This is a genomic window from Isoptericola sp. GX10416 (genome assembly GCF_056590155.1).
The window spans coordinates 1-26,988 of the sequence record NZ_JBWPVO010000014.1 but is presented as its reverse complement, the minus strand read 5'-3'; the positions used below and the strand labels follow the sequence as shown (position 1 = coordinate 26,988).

Sequence of the window (26,988 nt, the reverse complement as noted above, 5' to 3'; positions counted from 1 at the left end):
CAGCGTTCCCCGCCCCGTTCCCGGAGGAAGCCTCATGCTGCCCACATCTGTCACCGTCGATCCGGCCTTCGTCGTCGGGCCTGTGCGTCGTCGCACGTTCGGTTCGTTCGTCGAGCATCTGGGTCGGTCGGTGTACACCGGGATCCACGACCCGGAGCACCCGAGCGCCGACGCGGACGGGTTTCGTGGTGACGTGTTGGAGCTGATCCGGGAGCTCGGGATCTCCACCGTGCGCTACCCGGGTGGCAACTTCCTGTCCGGGTACCGGTGGCAGGACGGGATCGGTCCGGTCGAGGACCGGCCGCGTCGCCTGGACCTGGCGTGGCACTCCACGGAGCCGAACCTGGTCGGGGTGGACGAGTTCATGCGGTGGGCGGCCAGGGCCGGGGTGGAGCCGATGATGGCGGTCAACCTCGGCACGCGGGGTATCGCGGAGGCGCTGGAGCTGCTGGAGTACTGCAACGTGCCCGGTGGCACGGAGTGGTCCGAGCGTCGCCGCGCGAACGGTGCCGAGGACCCGTACCGGGTCACGATGTGGTGCCTGGGCAACGAGATGGACGGGCCGTGGCAGATCGGGCACAAGACCGCGCACGAGTACGGTCGCCTGGCCGCGGAGACCGCCCGGGCGATGCGGATGATCGACCCGGGCCTGGAGCTGGTGGTGTGCGGCTCGTCGAACTCGGCCATGCCCACGTTCGGCGCGTGGGAGCACACGGTCCTGACCGAGGCCTACGAGCACGTCGACCACGTCTCGGCGCACGCCTACTACTACGAGTCCGACGGCGACCTCGCCTCGTTCCTGGCCTCCGCGGTCGACATGGACCACTTCATCGACGCCGTGGTCGCCACCGCGGACGCCGTGCGCGCGGCGGGCAAGCACTCGAAGCGCATCAACATCTCCTTCGACGAGTGGAACGTGTGGTACCAGCAGCGGGCCGAGTCCCGCCCGCCGTCCGGCGACGACTGGCCCGTGGCCCCGGTGCTGCTCGAGGACCGCTACAACGTGGCCGACGCCGTCGTGGTCGGCAACCTGCTCATCAGCCTGCTGCGCCACACCGACCGGGTCCACGCCGCCTCGCAGGCCCAGCTCGTCAACGTCATCGCCCCGATCATGACCGAACCGGGCGGACGAGCCTGGAAGCAGACGATCTTCCACCCCTTCGCACTCACCTCCCGGTACGCCACCGGTGACGTGCTGCGCCTCGCGATCGACTCACCCGTCACCGAGACCGCCCGCTTCGGCGAGGTGGCCGTGCTCGACGCCGTCGCCACCCACGACCCCGCCACCGGCGAGGTCGTCCTCTTCGCGACCAACCGCTCGGTGACGGACTCCGTCGTCCTGGACGTCGACCTGCGGGGCTTTCCCGGCCTCGCCGTGCTGGAGGCGCTGACCCTGTCCAACCCCGACCACACCTGGGCCGCGACCGCGGACGACGACACCACCGTGGTCCCGCGCCCCAACACCACCGCCAAGACCGCCGACGGCCGGGTCCGCGCCGAGCTACCGCCCGTGTCCTGGACGATGATCCGGCTGGGGAGGGCATGACACCATCCCGGCGGGGCGGCACCGGGACGGGTCCGCCGTGGTCGCGTCCCGGCCGGGCACTGGATCAGATCTGCACGGAACCCGTGGCGAGGAGCACGGCGCCGACGACGGCGAAGGCCGCGACGACGACGAACGTCACCAGGCCCGAGGTGGTGAAGATGCTCGCACGTTGCTCGCGACGCGCGACGTAGTACAGCGCCGTGGCGGGTGCGAGCAGGAGGCACGCGAGGAACACGAACACGTACCCGGCGGCCCAGATGAGGAACAGTGTGTAGACCGTGGAGATGATCGCCACCACCAGCTCGCGGGTGCGGAGACCCTCCGAGACGTTGCCGTACCCGTCGCGGCGCAGCGCGATCTTGACCGCGTAGGCGCTGGCCAGGGCGAACGGGGCGAGGGCGAGCGCCGCCGTCAGGTCGAGCGTGAAGTCGAGCGCGTCGCTGACGAACTGCACGGCGAACAGGATGAGCGTGACGAAGATCGAGGTCCACAGCACCGCGTTCTGCGGCACCTCGCGTGCGTTCAACCGGGAGAAGTAGCGCGGCAGGTCCTTGTCCTTGGCCGCCGCGTAGACGACGTCGGCGGCCAGCAGCTGCCAGGCGAGGTACGCACCGAGCACCGAGACGATGAGGCCGACCCGGATGAGCACCCCGCCCCACGGGCCGACGGCGTCCTCCAGCACGCCGCCGACCGACGGCTGCGGGAGGGCCGCGATGTCATTCTTGGGCAGGACGCCGTAGGACAGGATGGAGATGCTCGCGAACAGGGCGAGCACCGACAGGAACCCGAGCACCGTGGCCCGCCCGACGTCGCGTCGCTTCTTGGCGTACCGGGAGTAGACGCTCGCACCCTCGATGCCCAGGAACACGAAGACGGTGATGAGCATGGTGCCCTGCACCTGCACGAACAACGACTCGCCGCCGGGCACGTCGTAGCCACCGGTGAGGTTGCCGACGAAGACGTCCCAGTCGAAGAAGAAGACGACCAGGACCAGGAAGAGCGCCAGCGGCACGAGCTTGGCGACCGTGACGACCGCGTTGATCGCGGCTGCTTCCCTGACGCCCCGGCGGATGAGGAAGTAGAAGCCCCAGACGGCCGCGGCAGAGATGAAGAACGCCGTCCACGTGTCGCCGTCGCCCAGGACGGATCCCAGATCCGGGAAGAGCTGCGACAGGGTGGTCATGATGAGCACCCAGTAGAAGGCGTTGCCCGCGCACGCCGAGGCCCAGAACCCGACGGCCGACAGGAAGCCCGGGTAGACACCGAAACCCTCGCGGGCGTACACGTAGACGCCGTTGTCGAGTGCGGGTTTGCGGACGGCGAGGGACTGGAACACGAAGGCGAGCGTGAGCATGCCCAGCCCTGCGACGGCCCAGGCGATGAGGGCACCGTAGACGCCCGTCTCGCTCGCGAACCGAGCGGGCAGCTGGAACACCCCGGCCCCGACCATCGAGCCGACCACCATCGCGGTCAGGGCGGGAAGAGTGAGCTTGTTGGCTGTAGCGGCGCCTTCGGCAGTGGAGGTCATCGAGGCCTTCTCGTCCCGGACGGACGTCGCGCACGCGACGTGGGGGCTTCAGTCCCCCGGCTCCACTTGCCATCGTTATCACGCGCCAGCGTCCACCGCAGCCTGGAGACAGCTCCAGGTGGCGGTGGACGTCGGGTCCTGCGGTGCGGCCGCCGCCAGGTCGAAGACCCGGCCGGGACGGGCCCTGGACTCAGACGTTGAAGCCGAGCATGCGGAGCTGCTCGCGGCCGTCCTCCGTGATCTTCTCCGGACCCCACGGCGGCATCCAGACCCAGTTGATCCGGTGCCCGGTCACGAGCCCTTCGAGAGCCTGCGCCGACTGGTCCTCGAGGACGTCGGTCAGCGGGCACGCCGCCGAGGTCAGGGTCATGTCGATCGTGGCGTGGTTGTTCTGGTCCACCTCGACGCCGTAGACGAGGCCGAGGTCGACGACGTTGATCCCGAGCTCGGGGTCGATGACGTCGCGCATGGCCTCCTCGACGTCGGCTGCGGTCGTCGCGCCCGGCGTCGGACCAGCCGGCGCGGCCGTCTCGGTCGTGTTCTCAGTCATCGGTTCCTCCGGTCGGGTCGGCCAGCGCGCCGCTGCGCGCCAGCGAGTCCTTCAGCGCTGCCCAGCCGAGCAGCGCGCACTTGATGCGGGCGGGGTACTGCGAGACGCCGGTGAACGCCTCGCCGTCGCCGAGCGACTCGAGCGCCGCCTCGTCGTCCAGCCCCTTGCCGCGCGAGGCCATGAGCGCGTGGAAGGTCGCGTCGAGCTCGCGGACGTCGGCCAGCCCGCGGCCCGTCACGAGCTCGGTCATGACGGAGACCGACGCCTGGGAGATCGAGCACCCCTGACCCTCCCACGACACGCCCGAGACCACCGCGCCACCAGCACCGTCCGCCACGACGTCCACGCGGAGGGTGACCTCGTCGCCGCACGTCGGGTTCACCTGGTGCGACTCGCCCCGCAGGTGGCCGTCGGCAGGCTCGGCCAGCCCACGGCCGTGCGGGTGCTTCGCGTGGTCCAGGATGACCTGCTGGTACATCTGCTCCAACGAACCGCTCATGCGTCCTCCCTGCTCACTCTGCACCGAAGAACGCTCGCACACCCGTCAGCGCTTCCCGGAACGCCGTGATCTCGTCGACGGTGGTGTAGACCGACGCCGAGGCACGGGCCGTCGCCGCCACACCGAACCGCCGGTGCAGCGGCTGGGCGCAGTGGTGGCCGACCCGTACGGCGATACCGCGGTCGTCGAGCACCTGGCTCACGTCGTGCGCGTGCACGCCGTCGACGACGAACGAGACGACCGCCAGACGGTCGGTCGTGTCCGTCGGCCCGACCACGCGCACGCCGGGGACCTCGGTGATCCGCAGCAGCTCGGCGGCCAGCTCGTGCTCGTGCCGGGCGACCCGGGCCATGCCGAGCTCGTCGAGCCACTGCGCGGCCACACCCATGCCGACGGCCTGGGCGACCATCTGGGTGCCGGCCTCGAACCGCTGCGGTGGCGGCGCGTAGGTGGCGCCCTCCATCGTGACGACCTCGACCATGGACCCGCCCGTGGTGACCGGCGGCATCGCCTCGAGCAGCTCGCGGCGAGCGTAGAGGGCTCCCACACCGGTCGGCCCGAGCATCTTGTGCGCGCTGAAGACGGCGAAGTCCACCCCGACGGACCGCAGGTCCACGGGCAGGTGCGGCACCGACTGGCAGGCATCGAGCACCGTGTACGCGCCGACGCGCCGGGCGGCGGCGACCAGGTCGGCCACGGGGCCGACGGCACCCGTCACGTTGGACACGTGGCCGAACGCCACGATCCGCGTGCGGTCGGTGATCACGTCGTCGACGTCGGAGAGGTCGATCCGGCCGTCGTCGTCCACCCCGAACCAGCGCAGCACGGCGCCGGTGCGGGCGCACAGCTCCTGCCACGGGACGAGGTTCGCGTGGTGCTCGGCCTCGGTCACGACGATCTCGTCACCCGGCTCCAGCCGGAACCGCTCGGCAGCCGCCCCCCCGCGGCCGGCCGTAGCGTTCGAGAACGCGTAGGCCACGAGGTTGAGCGCCGCCGTCGCGCCCGACGCCCAGACGATCTCGCCGTCGTCGGCCCCGACGAACGAGGCGACGGCCGAGCGCGCGGACTCGAACGCCTCGGTGGCCTCCTCCGCGAGCTGGTGCGCGCCGCGGTGCACGGCGGCGTTGCGCTGCTCGTAGAACTCGACCTCGGCCTCCAGCACCACGTTCGGCTTCTGCGAGGTCGCCGCCGAGTCCAGGTAGACCAACGGCTTGCCGCCCCGCACCGTGCGCCCGAGCAGCGGGAAGTCGGCCCGCACCGCGGCGAGCTCGCTCGCGGTGAGGGCCTCGGCCTGGGCCGGGCGCACGGTGTCGGCGGCGGTCATGGTCCGCTCCGTCAGGCCGACGCCGTGGCGCCGGTGGTCAGGAAGCGGTCGTAGCCCTCGTCCTCGAGCCGCTCGGCGAGCTCGGGGCCGCCCTCCTCAGCGATCCGGCCGTCCACGAAGACGTGGACGAAGTCCGGCTTGATGTAACGCAGGATGCGCGTGTAGTGCGTGATGAGCAGGACCCCGACGTCGGTGGTGTCCTTGGCGCGGTTCACGCCCTCGGAGACGACGCGCAGCGCGTCGACGTCGAGGCCCGAGTCGGTCTCGTCGAGGACCGCGAAGCGCGGCTTGAAGAGCTCCATCTGGAGGATCTCGTGGCGCTTCTTCTCACCACCGGAGAAGCCCTCGTTGACCGAGCGCTCGGCGAAGGAGCTGTCGATGCGCAGGTTCTCCATCGCGCCCTTGACCTCCTTGCCCCAGGTGCGCAGCGCCGGGGCCTCGCCGGAGATGGCGGTCTTGGCGGTGCGGAGGAAGTTCGCCACCGACACGCCGGGGACCTCGACGGGGTACTGCATCGCGAGGAACAGGCCGGCGCGGGCGCGCTCGTCGACGCTCATGGCGAGGACGTCCTCGCCGTCGAGCGTGACGGTGCCGGACGTCACCTCGTACTTGGGGTGGCCGGCGAGGGCCGAGGCGAGGGTCGACTTGCCGGAGCCGTTCGGCCCCATGATGGCGTGCGTCTCACCGGACTTGATGGTCAGGTCGACGCCGCGCAGGATCGGCTTCGGCCCTTCCTTGGTCTCGACGCTGACGTGCAGGTCGCGGATCTCCAGGGTGGACATCAGTGGTTCTCCAAATGATTCGAAAGTCTCGGGACGAGAGAAGTGGGGGTCAGGACGCGACGGCGATCGGGGCGTCGATGTCGACGAGGACCTGGTCGCCTTCCACGGTGACCGGATAGACGGGCACCGGCCGGGTCGCGGGCAGCTGCAGCGGCTTGCCGGTGCGCAGGTCGAACTGCGAGCCGTGCAACCAGCACTCGACCCGGCAGCCCTCGACCTCGCCGTCCGACAGCGACACCGCTCCGTGCGAGCAGATGTCGCTGATCGCGTGGAAGTCGCCGTCGGCGTCCCGGACGAGCGCGACGGGGACGGTGGCCCCGTTCGCGTCGTCCAGCTCGACGAGCTTGGCCTCCTCGGGCTCGAGGTCAGCCGTCGTGGCGACGATCTGCTTGGTCACGACGTCACTCCGCCGCGGCGGGCACGCCGGTGATCACGCTCATGGACTTCTCGAGCTCGGCCTCGATCGAGGCGAGCAGACGCTCCTCGACGGACTCCACACCGATCTCGTCGATGAGCTCCGCGAAGAAGCCGCGCACCACGAGCCGGCGTGCGTCGACCTCCGGGATGCCGCGAGCCATCAGGTAGAAGAGCTGCTCGTCGTCGAACCGGCCGGTCGCCGACGCGTGGCCGGCTCCCGCGATCTCGCCGGTCTCGATCTCGAGGTTCGGCACCGAGTCCGCCCGGGCCCCGTCGGTCAGGACGAGGTTGCGGTTGAGCTCGTAGGTGTCCGTGTTCTCGGCCTCGGCCTGGATGAGCACGTCGCCCACCCACACCGTGTGCGCGCCCGAGCCCTGCAGCGCCCCCTTGTAGGTCACGCGCGACTTGCAGCTGGGCACGGCGTGGTCGACGAACAGGCGGTGCTCCTGGTGCTGGTCCGCGTCCGCGAAGTACAGCCCGACCATCTCGACCTCGCCGCCCTCGGCGGTGAACGTCGCGTCGGGGGTGATCCGCACGACGTCGCCGCCGAAGGTCACCACGACGTGCTTGAGCCGTGCGTCGCGGCCGATCGTGGACCGGTGCGCCGCCGCGTGCACGGCACCGTCGGCCCAGTCCTGCACGGAGACGAGGGTGAGGTGCGCGCCCTCGTCGACGACGACCTCGACGGTCTGGTTCAGCAGCGCGTCACCACGGTGGTCGATGACCACGACCGCCTCGGAGTGCCGCTCGGCGTGCACCAGCAGGTGCTGCGCCGTCGCGTCCTTCGAGACGCCGTCGATCCGGACCGACGTGACGTCGGAGGCGACCGCCTCGGCGGGCACCGTCACGACGGTGGCCTCGGCGACGGCGTTCCAGGCGCTGACCGCGGTGCGGTCACCGGGCTTGCCGGCCTTGCCGAGGCGCGCGTCGTCACGGGCGACCGTCTCGACCTTGACCTCGGGGGCGGCCTCGACGGCGACCGTGACGCCGTCGGCTCCGAGGGTGTCCGCGAAGAGCGGCTGGAGCCGGGAGACCGGCGAGAAGCGCCACTCCTCCTCGCGCCCCGAGGGCACGGGGATGTCCGCGAGGTCGAAGGAGGTCACCCGCTCGGCGCGGCTGCCGGCGGGGACCACTCCGTGGGAGTGGGCGCCGTCGGCCGCGGCGCGCGAGTGATCGGTGGTGCGATCGGTGGTGGCAGTCATATCAGCCGACGGACCCTTCCATCTGCAGCTCGATGAGGCGGTTGAGCTCGAGCGCGTACTCCATGGGCAGCTCGCGCGCGATGGGCTCGACGAACCCGCGCACGATCATGGCCATGGCCTCGGTCTCGTCCATGCCTCGGGACATGAGGTAGAACAGCTGGTCGGCGCTCACCTTGGAGACCGTCGCCTCGTGCCCCATGGACACGTCGTCCTCGCGGACGTCGACGTACGGATAGGTGTCGGACCGGGAGATCTGGTCGACGAGCAGCGCGTCGCAGAGCACGTTGGAGGCCGACGCCTCGGCACCCTCCAGCACCTGCACCAGCCCGCGGTAGGACGTGCGCCCACCGCCGCGCGCGACGGACTTCGACACGATCGACGACGACGTCCGGGGCGCCGCGTGCACCATCTTGGCGCCGGCGTCCTGGTGCTGGCCCTCGCCGGCGAAGGCGATGGACAGCGTCTCGCCGCGGGCGTGCTCGCCCAGGAGGTAGATCGCCGGGTACTTCATGGTGACCTTGGAGCCGATGTTGCCGTCGACCCACTCCATCTGGGCACCGGCCTCGGCCGTGGCACGCTTGGTCACCAGGTTGTACACGTTGTTCGACCAGTTCTGGATGGTCGTGTACCGCACGCGGGCGTTCTTCTTGACGACGATCTCCACCACGGCGCTGTGCAGCGAGTCGGAGGAGTAGATCGGCGCGGTGCAGCCCTCGACGTAGTGCACGTAGGAGCCCTCGTCGGCGATGATCAGCGTCCGCTCGAACTGGCCCATGTTCTCGGTGTTGATCCGGAAGTAGGCCTGCAGCGGGATCTCGACGTGGACGCCCGGCGGGACGTAGACGAACGACCCGCCCGACCAGACGGCCGAGTTGAGCGCCGAGAACTTGTTGTCACCGGCGGGGATGACCGTGCCGAAGTACTCCTGGAACAGCTCCGGGTAGTCGCGCAGGCCCGTGTCGGTGTCGACGAAGATGACGCCCTGCTCCTCCAGGTCCTCGCGGATCTGGTGGTAGACGACCTCGGACTCGTACTGCGCGGCGACGCCGGCGACGAGGCGCTGCTTCTCCGCCTCGGGGATGCCGAGCTTGTCGTAGGTGGCCTTGATGTCCTCCGGCAGCTCCTCCCAGCTGGTGGCCTGCTTCTCCGTGGACCGCACGAAGTACTTGATGCGGTCGAAGTCGATGCCGGTGAGGTCCGCGCCCCAGCTCGGCATGGGCTTCTTGCCGAAGAGGCGCAGCGCCTTGAGCCGGGCCTTGAGCATCCACTCCGGCTCGTCCTTCAGCGCGGAGATGTTGCGCACGACGGCCTCGTTCAGGCCACGCTCGGCGACGGAGCCGGCCTCGTCGGTGTCGTGCCAGCCGTACTCGTAGGAGCCGATCGACGCGATGATCTCGTCGTCGGATGGCCTCTCGGTCTGTGCCTCTGCCGCCTTGGTGGCGGCGTCCTGGGTAGGAGCGCTCATCGTGATCCTTCCTGCGTGCCGCCGGGGCGGCCGGCGGGGTGGGGGGGAGTCAGCGGGATGTTCGTGACGCAGGCGTGCGCGCCGCCTGCGAGGGTGGCCAGCCGCTGGACGTGCGTGCCGAGAAGCTCCGAGAACGCGCGGGCCTCGGCCTCGCACAGCTCGGGGAAGTCCTCGGCGGCGTGCTGCACGGGGCAGTGGCCCTGGCACAGCTGGACGGTGGGGACGACCGGCCCGACGACGGGCCGCACCGAGGAGGCGTAGCCGTCGGCGGAGAGCAGGTCGGCGAGCTGGGTTGCCCGCTCCTGGGGGTCGCTGGCGGTCAGTCGTGGCGCGTAGCGGCGGACGACGGCGTCGTTGCGCTCGGTGGCGAACGCCTCGACGGCCTCGTCACCGCCCGTGCGACGCAGGTACCGCATCACCTGGGTGGCGAGCTCCGAGTCCTGCTCGCCGAGCTCGGCCTGCCCGGCGGGGCTGACGACGTAGTGCCGTGCCGGCCGGCCGCGGCGGGCCGGCACGGCTCCCGTGCCGCCGTCGTGCACCGTGATGGTGCCGTCGCGCTCGAGGCCGGCCAGGTGACGGCGCACGGCCGCCTGGGTGAGCCCGAGCACGTCGGCGAGGCGACCCGCGGTGACCGGGCCCTCGGTCGCGACGAGCGCGAGCACACGACGGCGGGTGCCGTCGCTCTCCGCGTGCGGGGTGTGCGCAGCAGCGTGCGCACCCCAGGGTGCCTGGGTGGTCGTCACGTGCTCACCTCCGTCGTCGATATAGATAACATCCTTGTTGCGTAATCAGGGATGTCAAGCAAGGCATGCCTCACCGAACCCGGGAAACCGCAGGCTGGCGCACATCGTGCGACGCAGGTCACACACGTTTCACCGGCTCTTCACCGGCGCGGTTCAACCCTCGACGACCTCGCCGTCGATGACGGCGCCCCCGGTGGGTCCCTGCGTCCCCAGCCTCCGCAGCTTCATCCCGAGCGTGACCAGGGCGGCCCCGATCACGACGGCGAAGATGCCGACGATCACCGACATCACCTCGACGGTGCGACCCGGGTTCGTGAAGCAGACGACCGCCAGCGCGACGAACAAGAGACCCGACAGCAGGGTCCACAGCCACGACGTGCCGCCTCGGGACCGCATGGCGAAGGCGCCGACGATCTGCAGCAGCCCGAAGACCAGCGCCCAGACCGCGATCAGGACGAGAACGAGCCCGAGCGCCAGGCCCGGCAGGAACAGCAGCACACCGCCGAAGACGACCGCCGCCACGCCGATGCCGACGTTCACCGACCCGGCCTGGCTCCCGCGCCGACGCAGCCCGTCGACGAGCGAGACGACGCCGTCCACGACGACGAACGCTCCGAAGACCTGCACGAGCAGTCCCGGGGTCTTGTCCGGCAGGAGGATCGCCAGCAGCCCGAACCCCACCGCCAGCACGCCACGGACCACCGGCCAGTACCAGATGCGACGCGCAAGCGACGCGAGGTCAGCCGGCTGGGTGAACGGGGAGAAGGTCATCGTCACTCCAGGTGTCTCGAAGCGTCCGTAGAATCTTCTGGTGCCCACCACCGATACGCCACCCGGCGTCGCCGTCGACGTGCGTCGACTGCGCAAGACCTACGGCGGCCGTGACGTCGTCGACGGCCTCGATCTGCAGGCTACCGCCGGCGCCGTCACCGCGGTGCTCGGCCCGAACGGTGCCGGCAAGACCACCACGGTCGAGTGCTGCGAGGGCCTGCGCTCCCCCGACGCTGGAACCGTGCGCGTCCTGGGGCTCGACCCGGTCGCGGACGCGGCGGCGCTGCGCCCTCGGGTCGGCGCCATGCTGCAGGACGGCGGCCTGCCGACCGGCGTGCGCGCGATGGAGATGCTGCGCCACGTCAGCCGGATGTACGCCGCCCCCCGCGACGTCGACGAGCTCGCCGAGCGGCTCGGGCTGCATGCCTTCGCCCGCACCACCGTGCGGCGGCTCTCCGGCGGCCAGCGGCAGCGCCTCGCGCTCGCCGCCGCCGTCGTCGGAGGTCCCGAGGTCGTCTTCCTCGACGAACCGAGCGCCGGGATGGACCCGCAGTCACGACGCGCCGTCTGGGACCTCGTGCGCGAGCTGCGTGCCGACGGCGTCGCCGTCGTCCTGACGACCCACCTGATGGACGAGGCGGAGGACCTGGCCGACGTGGTCCACGTCGTCGACCACGGCCGGGTCATCGCCTCGGGCGACGTCCCGGCGCTCCTCTCCGACGGCGCCTCCGGCAGCGCGCCCCAGGTCCGGTTCGCCGCGCGCCCCGGCCTGGCGGTCGGCGCCCTGGCCGAGCGGCTGACCCGCGGTGCGCCCGACGGCGGCTGGTCGGCCACCGAGCCGGAGCCCGGCGAGTACGTGGTCACCGGCGCCGTGGGACCGTCGACGCTCGCGGAGCTGACCGGGTGGCTCGCCGAGCAGGACACCCTGACCACACGCCTCACCGTGGGCCGCCGCACCCTCGAAGACGTGTTCCTCGACCTCACCGGACGGCACCTGCGATGACGATCTCCTCCCCCGCCCCGGCCCACCGGCGTGTCGCTGCGCAGGCCGCGTTCGAGACGCGGGCGATCTTGCGCAACGGCGAACAGCTGCTCGTGACGATCGTGATGCCCGTCCTGCTCCTCGTGGGGCTGGTGCGCACGTCGGTGGTCGGGCTCGACACCGGCGGCGTCGACCGCGTGGACTTCGTGACGCCCGGGATCCTCGCTCTGGCGTGCGTCACCACGTCCTTCACGTCGCAGGCGATCGCCACCGCGTTCGACCGCCGCAACGGTGTGCTGCGGCTGCTGTCCACGACACCGCTCGGTCGCGGCGGCCTCCTCGCCGGCAAGGTCCTCGGGGTCCTGGCGGTCCAGGGAGTGCAGGTCGCGGTGATCGGAGTCGTGGCGCTCGCCCTCGGCTGGCAGCCCGAGCTCTCCGGCGTCGTGCCCGCGATCGGGCTCGGCCTGGCGGGCACCGCCGCGTTCACCGCGCTGGCCCTGCTGCTCGCCGGCACCCTGCGCGCCGAGGGCGTGCTCGCCGTCGCGAACCTCGTGCTGGTACTGCTTGTCGTCGGCGGTGGGCTGATCGTGCCGCCCGCCGAGCTGCCGGGCCCGCTGGCTCCCCTCGCCACCTTCCTGCCGTCCGGCGCGCTCGGCGAAGGCCTGCGTGGTGCGCTGCTCGGCACCGGAGTGCCGCCGCTGAGCGCCGTGGTCCTGCTCGCCTGGGCCGCCGCCCTCGGGGTCGGGGCGCGCAGGCTCTTCCGCTGGCACTGACCGGTGGACGACCGATCTCACAGCCCGACGCCGCCCGCACGGGCCGGTGCGGCGCCGTCGGCCACTATCGTGGTGCCGTGAGCACGCCCGCGCCCGCCACCCCTTCCGACACGACCTCGGAGTCCGCCCCGCCACGTGCCGGGCGCGCCGACCCGCTCGCCCGGTTCCGCGGGTGGACGCGCGGGATCCTGATCGCGAACGTCGTCGCACAGATCGGCATCATCGTCACCGGTGGCGCCGTGCGGCTGACCGGGTCCGGGCTCGGCTGCTCGACGTGGCCGCTGTGCGAGCCGGGTCAGTTCACCCCGGTGTTCCACGAGGCGGCCAGCTACCACCCGTTCGTCGAGTTCGGGAACCGCACCATGACCGGCGTCCTCGCGGTGATCGCGCTCGCAGTGCTGTTGCTCGTGTGGACGGACCGGCGCCGGTCGGACGCCTACCGCCGGCTCGGCGTCGTCCCGCTGGTGGGCGTGGCCGCGCAGGCCGTCATCGGCGGTGTCGTCGTCCTGCTCGACCTGCACCCCGGCTGGGTCTCCCTGCACTTCGTGGTGTCGGCGGCGCTCGTGTGGTGGTCCGCCTACCTGCTGCACCGGCACGGCGAGGGCGACGGTACCGCGCAGCCGGTCGGCTCGGGTGCCGTGACGCTCGCCGGCCGGGTTCTCGGGGTGCTCGTGGTGCCCGTCGTCGTGCTCGGCGTCATCGTCACCGGTGCCGGTCCGCACTCGGGCGACACCGAGGTCGGGTACCGGCTCGCCGTGGACCCCCTGGCGATGACCCGTGCGCACTCGACGTCGGTCTGGCTGTTCGTCGCCGTGCTCGCCCTGCTCCTGCTCCTCCTGCTGCGCCAGCCCGCCGGCGACCTCGTCCGGCGCGCACGCCGCGGCGCCTGGCTGCTGCTGGTCGTCACGCTGGCCCAGGGTGCCGTCGGCTACACGCAGTACTTCACCGGGCTCCCCGAGCTGCTCGTGGGCGTGCACATGCTCGGTGCCGGGCTGCTGGTGTGGGCCACGGCGAACGCCGTGCTGCGGCTACGCACCCGCTGACCGTCAGTCGGGCAGCTCGCCCCGGCGGTAGGGCCACGGCACGTCGACGTCCCGCAACGACGCCCACCCGTCGGCCCGGCTCGCTGCCGCGGCAAGGATGCCGACGACGGCGGACGGGTTGTGCAGTCCGCCGGCCAGGGTCCGCTCGACCGCCTCGTCCAGGGGGACCCAGCGGGTGACGATCTCTGACTCCTCGCCGGTGCGCGTGTGGCGGTCCGCGTGCGGGACCTCCCGCACGTCACGGGCCAGGAAGACGCGCAGGGCCTCGTTGCTCGCCCCGGGCGTCGTGGCGAAGTCGACGAGCACGTCCCAGCGCCCGGCGGTCAGGTCTGCCTCCTCGGCGAGCTCGCGGGCCGCGGCCTCGACGGCGGGCTCGCCGACGACGTCGAGCAGGCCCGCGGGGATCTCCCACATCTCGGCACGCACCGGGTGCCGGTACTGCCGCAGGAGCAGCACCCGGTCGTGCTCGTCGAGCACGACGACAGCGACCGCGCCGGGATGGTCGAGGTACTCGCGGGCGACGACCCCGGCGTCACCGAGGTCGACGTCGTCCTGCACGAGGTCGAAGATCCTGCCCTCGTGGACGGCGGTGCGACGCACGACCTGTCGCGGCGCGACACGGTCCTCGACGCGCTCCTCGTCCGGCCGTCGTGCCGTCACGCCGTCGCGCCCTGGCGCACCAGCGCCGCGGCCACCAGACCGTGGAACAGCGGGTGCGACCGCGTCGGCCGCGACTTGAACTCGGGGTGCGCCTGCGTGCTCACGTAGTACGGGTGCACGTCGGCGGGGAGCTCGACGAACTCCACGAGAGTGCCGTCGGGCGACGTGCCGGAGAACCGCAGGCCGGCCTCCTCCAGCTGGTCGCGCACGGCGTTGTTGACCTCGTACCGGTGGCGGTGACGCTCGGTGACCTGGGTGGAGCCGTAGGCCTTCGACACCACGGACCCCTCGGCCAGCGCCGCCGGGTAGTCGCCCAGGCGCATCGTGCCGCCCAGGTCGCCGTCGCCACCCACGATGGCGAGCTGCTCGGCCATCGTCGCGATGACCGGCGACTCGGTGTCCGGCTCGAACTCGGTCGACGAGGCATCCGCCAGGCCGAGCACGTTGCGCGCGTACTCGATGACCATGGACTGCAGGCCGAGGCAGATGCCGAGCGTGGGTACCAGGTTCTCCCGCGCCCAGCGCAGCGCACCGATCTTGCCGTCGATGCCGCGCACGCCGAAGCCGCCGGGCACGAGGATCGCGTCGACGCCGTCGAGCGCCTCCTGCGCCCCTGCCGGGGTGCTGCAGTCGTCCGCAGCGACCCAGCGGATCGCGACCCGCGTGTCGTTGTCGAAACCACCGGCGCGCAGTGCCTCGGTCACCGACAGGTAGGCGTCCGGCAGGTCGATGTACTTGCCGACCAGCGCGATCTCGACCTTGTGCTCAGGCTCGTGGACGCGCTCGAGCAGTCGGTTCCAACCGCCCCACTCGACGTCGTGGAACGGCAGGTCGAGACGCCGCACGACGTAGGCGTCGAGGCCCTCGGAGTGGAGCACACGGGGGATGTCGTAGATGCTCGGGGCGTCCGCCGCGTTGACGACCGCCTCGTTGTCGACGTCGCAGGACATCGCGATCTTGCGCTTGATGCTCTCGGGCACGATGCGGTCCGAGCGCAGCACGATCGCGTCCGGCTGGATGCCGATCGAGCGCAGCGCGGCGACGGAGTGCTGCGTCGGCTTGGTCTTCAGCTCGCCGGACGGCCCGATGTACGGCACCAGCGAGACGTGCAGGAAGAAGCAGTCGTCGCGGCCGAGCTCGTGGCGCACCTGCCGTGCGGCCTCGAGGAAGGGCTGGGACTCGATGTCACCGACCGTCCCGCCGATCTCGGTGATGATCACGTCGACGTCGGGGCCCGCCTGGTCCCGCATGCGCAGCTTGATCTCGTCGGTGATGTGCGGGATCACCTGCACCGTGTCACCCAGGTACTCGCCGCGGCGCTCCTTGGCGATCACCCGGGAGTAGACCTGACCGGTCGTGACGTTCGACGAGGCCGGCAGCTCGATGTCGAGGAAGCGCTCGTAGTGCCCGATGTCCAGGTCGGTCTCGGCGCCGTCCTCGGTGACGAACACCTCGCCGTGCTGGAACGGGTTCATGGTGCCCGGGTCCACGTTGAGGTAGGGGTCGAGCTTCTGCATCGTCACCCGCAGCCCGCGGGAACGCAGCAGGCGACCCAGGGAGGAGGCCGTGAGGCCCTTGCCGAGGGAGGACGCCACACCGCCCGTCACGAAGATGTGGCGCGTCTGGTGCGTCGCACCGGCGCGGCTGGAGGAGCGGGAGGACGTTCGGTTCACGGAGTCAGCCACGGAACTCCATGCTATCCGAGAGTTCGCGCCACGGCGTCCGGGACTCGCCCGTCCCGGGGTGGGATGCGGCACAGAGGGTAGCCCGTCAGAGGCGGGCGGCACGCCGTCCGACGGCGGCGAGGCGAGCACGCACGGCGCCGTCCGCCAACGCCGCGGCCAGCAGCACCACGGCGGCCGCGATCAGGCCGGCGAGGAGCCCGAGACCCACGTCCGCGGCGAACCAGCCGAGCTCGAGCGGGGTCTCGGCCGGCGCCCCGTCCGCACCGGTCGGGTCCACCGGGGCCGTGCGGTCCGCCACCGGGACGCACCAGCGCCCGAGCAGAGCACCCACGGCACCCGCACCGAGCGCCACCGCCGCGGTCCGGACGACGCCCGACACCGCCGCCGCGCCGACCGCGCGGCGCACGGCCACGAACAGAGCGACACCGGCCGCCGTCATGCCGACGGTGGTGGCGCCCCCGAGCCAGGCGAGCACGTCGCTCCTGGTGCCACCGGCCTCCCCGGAGAACATCGGGACCGCCAGCGACACCCCGACGGCGACGACCAACCAGCCGGCGGCTGTCGCCACGACGGCGGCCCGGGCGGCGTCGACCGCGTACAGCAGACGAGAGAGCTGCAGGATCAGCGCATAGCCCAGCAGCCCGGGCGCCATCCAGGCGAGCGCCGCGGCGAGCCCGTCCGCGTTCGGGCGGGCGATGCCGTCGAACACGTTCTCCACGAGCGGCGCAGCCGCCACCAGCGCGGCGGCACCCGCCACCGAGACGACCACCAGCACGCGGGTCGTCGACGAGACCAGACGCGCCAGGTCGTCGCGCCGTCCCTGCGACGCAAGCTCGGCGAACCGCGGGAACGCGCTGGTCGCGATGGGGAAGGCCAGCACGGCGTACGGCAGGAAGTACACGTTCTGCGCGTAGAGGAAGATCGTCCAGGTGCTGTCCCCGCCGGCCTCGTTGCCCGCCTTCATCGTGGCGAGCAGCGCGAGCTGCTGGGCCACCAGTGCTCCGATCCCGGCGGAGGCGAGGCGTGCGGCACGGCGTCCCTCGCCGGCCGGGAACCGCAACGTCGGCCGCAGCCGGAGCCCGGACCGGGCGACCGGCCAGACCAACGGCAGCGCCAGGAAGGCGACTCCCGCCGTCATCCCCCAGGCCAGCCAGCCCAGCGCCTGCGACGACAGCTCGGCCACGTCCTGCTGGTTGCCGTCGGCCAACGCCCCGAACCGCCAGTACACCCCGATCACGACGAGGCTCGACACCAGCGGGGAGAACGCCGGCCAGAAGAACCGGTTGTGGGCCTGCAGCATCCCGCCGAGCACCACGGCGACCCCGTACAGGGGCACCTGCACCGCGAACACCCTCAGGAAGTCGACGGCGACGGCGACGTTGACCGGGTCGTTCAGACCCGTGAGGCGGACCAACGGGTCGGCGAGGAGCGCGACGAGCGCACCGAGCGGGACCAGCACGACGAGCGTCCAACCGAGCAGCGCCGAGGCCGTCCGAGAGGCCTTCTCCCGGTCACCTCGCACCAGGAACCCGGAGAGCAACGGGACGACGGCACCGGCCAACGCACCACCCGCCGCGACCTCGAACAGGACGTTCGGCAGGAAGTTCGCCGCGTTCAACGGCCCGTCCACGCCGTCGGTCCCGACGAAGTGCGCCTGAGCGAGCCAGCGGCCGAATCCCACGACCCTGCTGGCCAGGGTCACCACGGTGATGAGGATCGCCGCACCGGCGACCGCCGTGGCGGCGCGGCGACCGCCCGGCATGCTCACGCCGTCGGACCCTCGTCCGAGGCCGCCTCCAGGTCATGCGGCGGCGCGACGGCCGGCGTGCGCCCCGCCTGGTCGATCCGACGCAGCCACGGCGTGCGCTCGATGACGGCGGAGAAGCTGACCCGCTCCGACGCCAGGGTCAGGCCCACGACGGCGGCCAGCGCGACGGCACGCACCGGCCGCGGCGCGGACAGCGCCCACCGGGTCCCCACGAACGCACCCAGAGCGTTCGCTCCGGCGTCGCCGAGCATGTCACGCGCACCGAGGTCGGCCGGTGCCGCCGCCGCCGAGGCGCCGAGCAGCGCCCCCGTCTGCCCGCCCGAGCCGGTCAGCATCGGCGCGGCGAGCAGGGCGGAGGCCTTCAGCGCCCTGCCGGGTCTCAGATCGAGCAGGTTGACGAGGTTGGCCGTCCCGGCGATCAGCGCCCCGTTGACCGCGACGTCGGCCGCGTGCCCGAGGACGCCGCCCCGCCGGCGCGTCCCGACCGCTGCCGCCACGAGCGACGTCGCCCCGATGCCGACCACCTTCAGGCCGCCGGTGGTCAGCCGGCCCTGGGCCAGCGCCCCGAGGTGCCCCCGCAGACCCTTGGCACTGTGGGTGGTGTCCTCGGCGAGGTCGTCGAGGATCCCGAACACCCCGGCCCCCGCGCACGCCAGCACGGTGGCCGCCCGGTCGCGCGGCCCGCCGCCCGCGACGGCGGCACCGGCCACGAGACCGGCGGCCACTGCGGGGCCCTCCAGCATCGACACCGGCTCACCACCGTGGTTGGTGCGCGTCCAACGCTCCGCGCCACCAGGCGGTGCGGCGTCCAGCGCCCTGCGCGCCGCCCGCGTCACCGCGGCAGCGACCACGCCGGCGGCGAGCGTCCGTGCGAGACCCATCAGGAGTCACCGCCGGAGTCGCCCGAGTCGTCGGCCTCGTCGTCCGGGCCCGGCAGGTCGACGGCCGGCGGCACCACGGCGGCGTCCTCCTCGAACCCGTACTGACCCACCTCGCCCGCGATCTGGGCGGCCAGGGCGAGCGGCACGTTCAGGCGCATGACCTCGCGCTCGGTGCCGCTGACGGTGCTCACTCGCGCCACGACGTCGTCGTCGGCACGGACGTCCGAGACCAGGTCGCCGTCCGCGGCCGTCGGCCCCGCGACCACGACGTCCTGCGCCGTCGCCTGGAGCGCCGAGACGAGCGCCACGACGTCGACGTCCTCGGGCTCCTCGGAACCGGCTCCGTCAGCCGTCGCGTCCTCGTCGGCAGCGGCGCCGCCGAGCAGCAGCACGGCGTCGGCCGGTCCGGACGGTTCGAACCGGGACTCGACGAGTCCGACGCGCAGCATCAGCTCATACAGCTCCATGGAGCGCTCGCTGCGCGCCGACGGCATCTGCTGGTCCGCCTCGGTCATCGCCAGACCGAGGACCGCGCCGAGGACCTCGGCCGTGCCGGCCTCCTCGTCGATCGCGTCGGCGACGTGCTCGCGCTGGCCGTCCGCGACCGTCCCCCGCAGCACGGAGTCCTCGGCGGAGCTCCAGGCGTCGGTGAGCGACGCCTGGGCGACGATGCGTGCTCCGGCGTCCTCCAGCCGGCTGACGACGTCGACCTCGAGCGTGTCGGCCGTGCCGCCGGCGTCGACCACCGCGACGGTGACGCCCGTCAGCGAGCCGTCGACCAGCTCCGCCCCGGCGGCCAGCGCATAGGCGTTCTGGTCGGCCAGCTCGGACTCCGTCTCGACCAGGATCTCGCGCAGGTCGGTGCGCTCGGACCGCAGGGCCTCCACCTGGTCGGTGAGCTGGTCACCGATCGCGTTCTGCAGTGGCCCCGCGCCCAGGATGATGCCGACCGCGAGCGCGACGAACACGGAGATCAGCGAGACGAGGTGGTAGCGAAAATCGATCACGGCGTGCGGGTACTCCTTGGTTCAGGGGTCGCGATGGGTCAGCCGCCGAAGAGGCTGCCGACCCACGAGACGATGTCGTCGATCTGGGCGCCCACGAGTCCGAAGGCGGTCTGTCCGGCCGCCGTCGACCACAGGGCCGCCAGCACGGCCCCCACGCCCGCCAGCGACAGGAGCGTGAGCTGAAGGTTCGAGATGCGGGTGCGGTACAGGCGGGACACGCCCTTGGCGTCCACCAGCTTGCCCCCGACGCGGAGCCGGGTGAGGAAGGTGCTCGCCATGCCCGCACGGCCCTTGTCGAGGAACTCCACGAGGGTGGCGTGGGTGCCGACCGCGACGATGAGCTCGGCGTCCTTGTCGTCCGCGAGCAGCATGGCGATGTCCTCGCTGGTGCCCGTCGCCGGGAAGACCACCGGGTCCACGCCGAGCTCGCGGACGCGTTCCAGGCCCGGGGCGTCGCCGGTCCGGTAGGCGTGCACGACGATCTCCGCACCGCAGGCCAGCGCCTTGTCGGACACCGAGTCCATGTCCCCGACGATCATGTCCGGACGCCAGCCGGCGTCGAGGATCGCGTCCGCACCGCCGTCCACCCCGACCAGCACCGGCCGGTTCTCCTGGATGTAGGACCGCAGCATCGCCAGGTCCTCGCGGTAGTGGTAGCCGCGCACCACGATGAGGACGTGCCGGCCGGCGAACCTGGTCCGCACGTCCGGGACGCCGACGCCGTCGAGCAGCAGGTCCCGTTCACGGCGCAGGTAGGTCATCGTGTTCTCGGCGAACCGCTCGATCTCGTCCGACAGCCCGTCCCGGGCTGCGGCGAGGGCGGTCTCGACGGTCTCGGGCGTCTGTCGCGTACCGGTGGCCCACGGCTTGCCGTCGACGAGGACGGCGCCCTCCTCGACGGCGACGCGAGCGCCCTCGTGGATGTCCATCACCTCAGGGCCGAGCCCGTCGACGAGCACGATCCCCGCCTCGAGGAGGATGCCGGGGCCCGCGTTCGGGTAACGGCCGGTGGTCGACGGCGCGGCGTTCAGCACCGCCGACGGACGTGCGGCGACGAGGGCCTCGGCCGCGACACGGTCGATGTCGGCGTGGTCGATCACGGCCACGTCACCGGCGGAGAGACGCTTCGTGAGGTCCTTCGTACGTGCTCCGACGCGAGCCGGACCGCAGTGCTCGGTCGCGTCGTCGCTGGTCTCAGGGCCGCGGTCGGCCCGGCGCAGGGTCAGTCTCATCGGGGCTATCGTCCCACGACGGAGGACTCGATGAGCTCGACGGCGTGGCGACGTGCTGTCTCCGAGTCGTCCTGGCCGGAAAGCATGCGCGCCAGCTCACGGACCCGCTCGTCGTCGGACACCGCCCGGACACCGGTCACGGTCGCGTCGCCGTCGTCGCCGGCCGACTTCGTCACCACCAGATGGGTATCGGCGAACGCCGCCACCTGGGCGAGGTGCGTCACCACGACGACCTGGGTGCTGCGCGCCAGCGACGCGAGCCGGCGGCCGACCTCGACGGCTGCCCGGCCGCCGACGCCGGCGTCCACCTCGTCGAAGACGAACGTCGGCAGCACCGTGTCGGCGGCCTCGTCCGCGGCCGTGGCGAGCGCCACCTCGACCGCGAGCATCACCCGGGAGAGCTCACCGCCCGACGCACCCTTGCCGAGCGGCCGGGCCGGCGCCCCGGGGTGCGGGACGAGCAGGAACGTCACCTGGTCCGCGCCCGCCGGCCCGGGGTCCGCCGCGGACACCTCGATCTCGAGCCGCGCACCGCTCATCGCGAGCCCGGCCAGCTCGGCGGTGACGGCGGCAGCGAGCTGCCCCGCGGCATCGGTCCGGCCTGCGGTGACCCGCGCGGCCAGGTCGGCCACCTGCTCGTCGAGCTCGGCGACCCGCTCCCGCATGCCCTCGAGCCGACCGCCGCCGTCGTCGAGGTCGAGCAGACGCAACCCGGCGTCCGACGCCCACTGCAGCACCTCATCGATGCTGCTGCCGTAGCTGCGTGTCAGCGTCCCCAGCTCGGCGAGCCGGGCGTGGGCCGTCTCCAGCGCCGCGGGGTCGGCCTGGAGGTCGGCGACGTACCCGGACAGCTCGGTGGCGATGTCCGCGAGCAGGTAGCCCGCCTCCGCCAACCGACGCGCCGGGTCCTCGAGCCCGGGGTCGTCGGCCACGACGCTCTCGAGCGAGCGGCGGGCGCGTTCCACCGCGTGCACGGCCGACCCCTCGGTGTCCATGTCCTCACCGGCGACCGCGTCGTGGGCGAGCTGGGCCGCCTGACGCAGCTGCTCGGCGTTGCCCAGACGCGCGACCAGCGTCGCGAGCTCGACGTCCTCGCCCGGCTGAGGATCGATGCGCTCCACCTCGGCGAGCCCGAGCCGCAGGAGCTCGGCCTCGCGCGCCCGTTCCGCCGCACGGGAGGTCAGGTCGTCGATCTCCGCCTGCAGGGCCGCACGCTCGGCCCATGCCGCGCGGTGCTCGACCAGCACCGCCGCGTGATCGGCCCCCGCGAAGCGGTCGAGGGCGGCCCGCTGCTTGGCAGGGGTGCGCAGACGGAGCTGGTCGGACTGCCCGTGGACCGTGACCAGGTCGTCCGCGATCTCGGCAAGGACGCCCTGCGGCACCCCGCGCCCGCCCAGGTGCGCCCGGGACCGGCCTCCGGCGACGGTCCGCAGGACGACGACGGAGCCGTCGTCGTCGACGGTGCCCCCGGCGTCGTCGACCCGGCGCGCCGCGGCGGGATGGCGGGCGAGGTCCCACCTGCCCTCGACCACGGCACGGTCCGCACCCGACCGGATCGTCCCGGGGTCGGCCTTGCCTCCCATGAGCAGACCGAGCCCTGTGAGGACCATCGTCTTGCCGGCACCGGTCTCACCGGTGATGACCGTCAGGCCCGGGGCCAGCGGGACGCGGGCGGCGCGGATCACCCCGAGGTCCTCGATCGCGATCTCCTCGAGCACCCTCATGCCTCCTTGTCGTCCTGGTCGTCCTGGTCGACGGCGTACCGCGCCGCCCGGCGCGCCGCCGCTTCACCCGCGGCCTCGCGCCAGCCGATGACCGGCAGGTTGAACTTCGAGACGAGCCGGTCGCTGAAGGGCGCGTGCGCCAGCCGCGCGAACCGCAGCGGCACCGCCCCTCGCCGTACCTGCACTCTTGTCCCTACCGGGAGGTCGATGCTGCGCCGCCCGTCACAGGTCAGCACCGCGGGCAGCGGGCTGCGCGCCAGCACGTCGACCGTGAACTCCGAGCGCGGACCGATCACCAAGGGACGCGAGAACAGCGCGTGGGCGGAGAGCGGCACCAGCAGCACCGCGTCCACGTCCGGCCACATGATCGGCCCGCCCGCCGAGAAGGCGTGGGCCGTCGACCCGGTCGCGGTGGACACGACCACGCCGTCGCAGCCGAACGAGCTGACGGGGCGCTCGTCGACAGCGATCGCGACCTCGATCATCCGGTCCCGCTGCGCCTTCTCCACGGTGGCCTCGTTGAGGGCCCACCCGGTGACCGGCTCGCTCTCCCCCGGCCGGTGCACCACGACGTCGACGACGCTGCGCTCCTCGACCACGTACTCGCGCGCGGCGACCCGGCGCACGGCGTCGTGGAGGTTGTCGCGCTCCGACTCGGCGAGGAAGCCCACGTGGCCCAGGTTGACCCCGAGCAGGGGGACGTCGGTGCCGTGGGTGAGCTCGGCGGCACGCAGGATCGTGCCGTCACCACCGAGCACCATCACGATCTCCGACTCGGCCACGCCCTCGCGCACCCGCGTGGCCGACATCTGGTCGCCGAAGGTCTCGGCGAGATCGTCGTCGTGCAGGGCCACCTCGAAGCCTGCCCTCTCCAGCTCCGCCACCGCCTCGGCCATGGCGGCGACGGCCTCAGGGCGGCCGCCGTGGGTCACGATGAGCACGCGACGGGTCATGACGCACCTCCGGAGACGCCCGCCGGCACCGGGACCACCGGCGGAAGGCCCCCACCGCCGGGCTGCCAGTCGACAGCGGCTCGCGCGGCTTCCGTCAACGCGCTGCGGTCGACCGGCGCCGCGTCCGCCCGGCGCATCCAGCAGAAGTACTCGCGGTTGCCGCTGGGGCCCGGCAGCGCGCTCGGGACGACGCCGAGGACGGTGAGGCCCGCGGCTGCCGCCGACGCGGCGACGTCCACCACCGACCCGACGTGCAGGTCGGGGTCGCGGACGACCCCCCCGTTGCCGAGCCGGTCACGACCGACCTCGAACTGCGGCTTGACCAGCAGCAGGGTGAACGAGCCACGTGCCATCACCCCGGCGACGGCGGAGACGACGAGCCGGAGCGAGATGAACGACAGGTCACCCACGACGACGTCCGGTGGCGAGGCCAGGTCGTCGACCCCCAGGTGTCGCACGTTGAACCCCTCGCGCACCGTCACGCGCGGGTCTGTCCGCAGCGCCGGCACGAGCTGGTCGTGGCCGACGTCGAGCGCCGTCACGTGCGCGGCGCCGCGCCGCAGCAGCACATCGGTGAAACCTCCGGTCGAGGCGCCCAGGTCCAGGCAGTCCCCGCCCGGCAGGCGGTCGGTCAGCTCGCGTCCCGCGGGGTCGCCCGCGAGAGCCTCGAGGGCGCTCGCGAGCTTACCCCCGGCTCTGGACGCGTAGCCGGGGTCGTCAGGATCAGGTTCGACGACCAGTGCACGACCGGACGGTACCGGGGTCGAGGACTTGGCCACGACCGTCTCGTCCATCCGGACGCGGCCGGCGGCGATCAGGACCGAGGCCTGCTTGCGCGACCGGGCCAGGCCACGCCGCACGAGCTCGGCGTCGGCACGCTCGGGCATCAGTCACCCGCCTCGTCGTCCGCCGGGCCGTCGTCGAGTCGCGCTCGCAGGCGGTCGTGGACCGCCTCGAAGCGTGCGACGTGCTGGTCGGTCGAGAGCTCGTCCAGGCCGTCGAGCGGCGCAAGAGGTGACTCAGGACGTTCCGGTGCCGGCGCGCGCGGCGCCTCCGCGTCCTGCGACATGTCCCCTCCTCGCTGCTCGTCCGTCCCGGGGCAACGCTACCTGCTGGGGGCGGCGGCCCCGGCACGACGCACGGGCGGGTGCCGTCAAGCGGTCAGCTCGGGAACGCCGGCGGGGTCCAGCAGCGCCCCGTCGTCGACGGCGGACCACGCCGCGGCACAGGCGGCGCGGACCACGTCGATCCCGGCAGGGCCCTCGCCGTCCAGCTCGAGCGAGCCGTCCACCACGCGGGCGGAACGTCCTGCGCACCGCCACCAGCCGTCCTCGGCCTCGCTCGGCGCCGGGTGCGGCTCGAGCAACGACCGCAGGTCAGCACCGAGGTAGTCGGGGCGCATGCCCGGTCCGGCCAGGACGGCGTCTCGAGCGCTCGAGACGCCCGTCAGCACGTGCAGGCCGGGATAGCCACCGGCGCGCGCGCCAGCCAGGTCCGTGTCCAGCCGGTCCCCGATCACCAGCGGGCGCCGGGCGCCGACCCGTTCCACGGCCATGCGATACATGGTCGGCTCGGGCTTGCCGGCGCTGTCCGGGTCCACCCCGGTGGCGGCGACGACCGCGGCCACCAGCGCCCCGTTGCCCGGCGCGAGGCCTCGCTCCGTCGGGAGCGACAGGTCTCGGTTGCTCGCCACGTGCCAGGCTCCGCCGGCGACGGCGTACGCCGCCTCGGCCAGGTCCGGCCAGGCGAGCTCCGGCGAGTAGCCCTGGGCGACGGCGTTTGGTCCGTCCTCGGCCGACGTCACCACCTCGTAACCAGCCTCGGTCACGGCCGTGGTCAGTCCCTTGCCGCCCACCACAAGCACCTTGGCGCCCGGCTCCAGGCGGGTCCGGAGCAGGTTCGCGCACGCCTGCGCGGCTGTCATGACCTCGTCAGGATCCGTTGGGATGTCGAGACCGGTCAGCCGGCTCGCCACCTCCTCCGGCTCGCGCGAGGCGTTGTTCGTCACGAAGACCAGGCGAAGACCTCTCGTGCGCGCCTCACCCAGCGACGCCGCAGCGTGCGCGATCGGGAGCCGCCCCTGGTACGCGACGCCGTCGAGGTCGACGAGGGCCAGGTCGTGCACGTCGGCCAACGGCCGGTCGCTGCCGAGCAGCGACGCGCTCACGTGTCGGCCTCCTCGTCGTCCGCCTCCTCGTCGAAGGCGTCGTAGACCACGTAGTCCTCGTCGCCCTCGGGCACACCGGCAGCGCGGTCCAGGGCCGCCGGGTCGAGCCCGGACAGCACCCGCGCGGCCTCGTCGTCCCGACCCGCCGCCTCGAGAGCGACGGCCTGCGCCTGCAGCACGCGCAGGCCGAGATCACCCTGGCGCTCCGGGGCCGGAATCCGGTCCAGGACCGTCAGCGCAGCGTCATGGTCGCCCAGGTCGCTCCGCGCACCGCTCACGACGATGGCCAGCTCGGTCCGCGCCTCGGAGTCGAGCGTGGCCGCTTCTTCCGACTGCGCCAGAGCGATCGCCCGCTCGGGGCGTCCCAGTCCGCGCTCCGCGTCGGCCATGAGCGGCAGATGCTCCGACGAGCCGTTCAGCCGCCGCACCGTGCGCAGTTCGCGCAGAGCCTCGGCGTAGCGTCCCGTGCGGTACGCCGCGATACCCGCGGCCTCCCGGACGACGTCGATCCTCCCGGCGCGCCGGACCGCTGCCTGCGCGTGCAGGTAGGCCTGCTCCGGGTCGGTGTCGAGCAGCCGGCCGGCCATCACGAGGTGCGCACCGACGCCGTCGGCGTTGTCCTTGCTGAGGCCACGCAGGCGAGCTCGGGCGTCCTTGCTGAGCTGGCGTGCGTCGACGCCCTCGGGGATCTCGGGGTCAGGAGTGCGGTCCGCGTCCCGCGGACGCTCGGGACGCACCGGGCGGTCCGCGCCACTGCGAGGGCTGTGGCCACGCGAGCCGCCGTGCCGTTCGTCGCGCCGGCCCCTGTCGCCGCCGTACGCCTTGCCGTCCTGGCGACCGCCCCGCGCGCTGGCGCCGCCACGCCCTGCCGTACCGGTGCGGCGGTCGCCACCGCGACGGCCGTCGGTCTCGCCACGACGCGCGCCACCGCGGCGGTCCGATCCGTCGCGACCGTCGCCTCCGTCACGACGAGGACCGTCAGAACGTCGCTGGTCGTCCCGGGGGCGACGCGGCCCGTCGCCGCGCCCTTGCCCCTGGGGGCGTCGCGGGCCGTCCTCGCCTCGGGCAGGACGGTCCTCGCGCGGAGTGTCGTTCACTGTCATCCTCTCGTTCCGGTCAGTGAATGATTGTCCCACGCTCATCGACCGGGGATGTCGGCCGCAATGTTCGAGATCGACGAGTCGGTGGGAACCGCGACCCGCTCCTGACATGCAGCGAGGCCCCCCGCACCGTGTGGTGTGGGGGGCCTGGCTGTGAAGGGTGTCCGGCGGCGTCCTACTCTCCCA

26 protein-coding genes are annotated in these 26,988 nt (G+C 72.6%); 4 read left to right on the top strand and 22 right to left on the bottom strand.

Annotated features, from left to right (window positions below; all coding sequences use genetic code 11):
• Window positions 1-34 precede the first annotated feature (34 nt).
• Window positions 35-1,546 (top strand): arabinosylfuranosidase ArfA, encoded by a 1,512-nt coding sequence (gene arfA / locus ACWAT2_RS16720; RefSeq protein ID WP_402377198.1) that lies wholly within the window; start codon window positions 35-37, stop codon window positions 1,544-1,546.
• A gap of 64 nt (window positions 1,547-1,610) precedes the next feature.
• Here arfA and ACWAT2_RS16715 read toward each other — a convergent pair whose 3' ends face one another.
• The 10 genes from ACWAT2_RS16715 to ACWAT2_RS16670 all read right to left on the bottom strand — a co-directional run bounded on the left by ACWAT2_RS16715 (window position 1,611) and on the right by ACWAT2_RS16670 (window position 10,827).
• A complete protein-coding gene (locus ACWAT2_RS16715; RefSeq protein ID WP_402377196.1) occupies window positions 1,611-3,074 on the bottom strand; it encodes a basic amino acid/polyamine antiporter in 1,464 nt (487 codons plus the stop codon).
• Window positions 3,075-3,264: 190 nt separating this feature from the next.
• Window positions 3,265-3,624: a metal-sulfur cluster assembly factor gene (locus tag ACWAT2_RS16710; protein ID WP_402377193.1), complete on the bottom strand. Its 360-nt coding sequence runs from the start codon at window positions 3,622-3,624 to the stop codon at window positions 3,265-3,267.
• Complete coding sequence (gene sufU, locus ACWAT2_RS16705; protein ID WP_402377191.1) at window positions 3,617-4,123, bottom strand: Fe-S cluster assembly sulfur transfer protein SufU; 507 nt, start codon at window positions 4,121-4,123, stop codon at window positions 3,617-3,619. The genes ACWAT2_RS16710 and sufU overlap by 8 nt, the downstream gene beginning before the upstream one ends.
• Before the next feature lie 13 nt (window positions 4,124-4,136).
• On the bottom strand, window positions 4,137-5,447 hold the full coding sequence (locus ACWAT2_RS16700; RefSeq protein ID WP_402377189.1) for a cysteine desulfurase: 1,311 nt from the start codon (window positions 5,445-5,447) through the stop codon (window positions 4,137-4,139).
• Between the two features lie 11 nt (window positions 5,448-5,458).
• The gene (sufC, locus tag ACWAT2_RS16695; protein WP_402377187.1) at window positions 5,459-6,229 is read right to left on the bottom strand and encodes a Fe-S cluster assembly ATPase SufC; all 771 of its coding nucleotides are present in this window, start codon (window positions 6,227-6,229) and stop codon (window positions 5,459-5,461) included.
• Window positions 6,230-6,278: 49 nt separating this feature from the next.
• Complete coding sequence (locus ACWAT2_RS16690) at window positions 6,279-6,626, bottom strand: non-heme iron oxygenase ferredoxin subunit (RefSeq protein ID WP_402377184.1); 348 nt, start codon at window positions 6,624-6,626, stop codon at window positions 6,279-6,281.
• A 4-nt stretch (window positions 6,627-6,630) separates the two neighbouring features.
• Complete coding sequence (gene sufD, locus ACWAT2_RS16685; RefSeq protein ID WP_402377181.1) at window positions 6,631-7,848, bottom strand: Fe-S cluster assembly protein SufD; 1,218 nt, start codon at window positions 7,846-7,848, stop codon at window positions 6,631-6,633.
• Between the two features lies 1 nt (window position 7,849).
• Window positions 7,850-9,313, bottom strand: a complete 1,464-nt coding sequence (gene sufB, locus ACWAT2_RS16680; protein ID WP_402377178.1) for a Fe-S cluster assembly protein SufB — start codon at window positions 9,311-9,313, stop codon at window positions 7,850-7,852.
• A complete protein-coding gene (locus ACWAT2_RS16675) occupies window positions 9,310-10,056 on the bottom strand; it encodes a helix-turn-helix transcriptional regulator (protein ID WP_402377175.1) in 747 nt (248 codons plus the stop codon). The genes sufB and ACWAT2_RS16675 overlap by 4 nt, the downstream gene beginning before the upstream one ends.
• A gap of 153 nt (window positions 10,057-10,209) precedes the next feature.
• Window positions 10,210-10,827: an HdeD family acid-resistance protein gene (locus ACWAT2_RS16670; protein ID WP_402377173.1), complete on the bottom strand. Its 618-nt coding sequence runs from the start codon at window positions 10,825-10,827 to the stop codon at window positions 10,210-10,212.
• A gap of 40 nt (window positions 10,828-10,867) precedes the next feature.
• On the opposite strand from ACWAT2_RS16670, the gene ACWAT2_RS16665 reads away from it, so the two are divergent.
• The 3 genes from ACWAT2_RS16665 (at window position 10,868) to ACWAT2_RS16655 (ending at window position 13,625) form a co-directional block, all read left to right on the top strand.
• Window positions 10,868-11,830 (top strand): ABC transporter ATP-binding protein, encoded by a 963-nt coding sequence (locus tag ACWAT2_RS16665; RefSeq protein WP_402377170.1) that lies wholly within the window; start codon window positions 10,868-10,870, stop codon window positions 11,828-11,830.
• Complete coding sequence (locus ACWAT2_RS16660; RefSeq protein WP_402377167.1) at window positions 11,827-12,582, top strand: ABC transporter permease; 756 nt, start codon at window positions 11,827-11,829, stop codon at window positions 12,580-12,582. Before ACWAT2_RS16665 ends, ACWAT2_RS16660 begins: the two co-directional genes overlap by 4 nt.
• A gap of 77 nt (window positions 12,583-12,659) precedes the next feature.
• Window positions 12,660-13,625: a COX15/CtaA family protein gene (locus tag ACWAT2_RS16655; RefSeq protein ID WP_402377165.1), complete on the top strand. Its 966-nt coding sequence runs from the start codon at window positions 12,660-12,662 to the stop codon at window positions 13,623-13,625.
• A 3-nt stretch (window positions 13,626-13,628) separates the two neighbouring features.
• Here ACWAT2_RS16655 and ACWAT2_RS16650 read toward each other — a convergent pair whose 3' ends face one another.
• The 12 genes from ACWAT2_RS16650 to ACWAT2_RS16595 form a co-directional block, all read right to left on the bottom strand.
• Window positions 13,629-14,285: an NUDIX domain-containing protein gene (locus ACWAT2_RS16650; RefSeq protein ID WP_402377162.1), complete on the bottom strand. Its 657-nt coding sequence runs from the start codon at window positions 14,283-14,285 to the stop codon at window positions 13,629-13,631.
• The gene (locus tag ACWAT2_RS16645) at window positions 14,282-15,970 is read right to left on the bottom strand and encodes a CTP synthase (protein ID WP_402377160.1); all 1,689 of its coding nucleotides are present in this window, start codon (window positions 15,968-15,970) and stop codon (window positions 14,282-14,284) included. The genes ACWAT2_RS16650 and ACWAT2_RS16645 overlap by 4 nt, the downstream gene beginning before the upstream one ends.
• Window positions 15,971-16,055: 85 nt before the next feature.
• Window positions 16,056-17,732, bottom strand: a complete 1,677-nt coding sequence (gene murJ / locus ACWAT2_RS16640) for a murein biosynthesis integral membrane protein MurJ (protein ID WP_402377388.1) — start codon at window positions 17,730-17,732, stop codon at window positions 16,056-16,058.
• 2 nt (window positions 17,733-17,734) lie between these two features.
• Window positions 17,735-18,619 carry a hypothetical protein gene (locus tag ACWAT2_RS16635; protein WP_402377157.1) on the bottom strand — a complete coding sequence of 295 codons (885 nt, stop codon included), beginning with the start codon at window positions 18,617-18,619 and terminating at the stop codon, window positions 17,735-17,737.
• Window positions 18,619-19,626 carry a copper transporter gene (locus tag ACWAT2_RS16630; RefSeq protein ID WP_402377155.1) on the bottom strand — a complete coding sequence of 336 codons (1,008 nt, stop codon included), beginning with the start codon at window positions 19,624-19,626 and terminating at the stop codon, window positions 18,619-18,621. Before ACWAT2_RS16630 ends, ACWAT2_RS16635 begins: the two co-directional genes overlap by 1 nt.
• 38 nt (window positions 19,627-19,664) lie before the next feature.
• Window positions 19,665-20,858, bottom strand: coding sequence for a putative cytokinetic ring protein SteA (steA, locus tag ACWAT2_RS16625; RefSeq protein WP_402377153.1), 1,194 nt, complete (start codon window positions 20,856-20,858; stop codon window positions 19,665-19,667).
• Between the two features lie 5 nt (window positions 20,859-20,863).
• On the bottom strand, window positions 20,864-22,576 hold the full coding sequence (recN, locus tag ACWAT2_RS16620) for a DNA repair protein RecN (protein ID WP_402377386.1): 1,713 nt from the start codon (window positions 22,574-22,576) through the stop codon (window positions 20,864-20,866).
• 2 nt (window positions 22,577-22,578) lie between these two features.
• Window positions 22,579-23,535 carry an NAD kinase gene (locus ACWAT2_RS16615; protein WP_402377150.1) on the bottom strand — a complete coding sequence of 319 codons (957 nt, stop codon included), beginning with the start codon at window positions 23,533-23,535 and terminating at the stop codon, window positions 22,579-22,581.
• Complete coding sequence (locus ACWAT2_RS16610; protein WP_402377147.1) at window positions 23,532-24,422, bottom strand: TlyA family RNA methyltransferase; 891 nt, start codon at window positions 24,420-24,422, stop codon at window positions 23,532-23,534. The genes ACWAT2_RS16615 and ACWAT2_RS16610 overlap by 4 nt, the downstream gene beginning before the upstream one ends.
• Window positions 24,422-24,604 (bottom strand): hypothetical protein, encoded by a 183-nt coding sequence (locus ACWAT2_RS16605; protein WP_402377144.1) that lies wholly within the window; start codon window positions 24,602-24,604, stop codon window positions 24,422-24,424. Before ACWAT2_RS16605 ends, ACWAT2_RS16610 begins: the two co-directional genes overlap by 1 nt.
• 84 nt (window positions 24,605-24,688) lie before the next feature.
• Window positions 24,689-25,702: an HAD-IIA family hydrolase gene (locus ACWAT2_RS16600; RefSeq protein WP_402377141.1), complete on the bottom strand. Its 1,014-nt coding sequence runs from the start codon at window positions 25,700-25,702 to the stop codon at window positions 24,689-24,691.
• Complete coding sequence (locus tag ACWAT2_RS16595) at window positions 25,699-26,439, bottom strand: tetratricopeptide repeat protein (protein ID WP_402377139.1); 741 nt, start codon at window positions 26,437-26,439, stop codon at window positions 25,699-25,701. Before ACWAT2_RS16595 ends, ACWAT2_RS16600 begins: the two co-directional genes overlap by 4 nt.
• Between the last annotated feature and the right edge of the window lie 549 nt (window positions 26,440-26,988).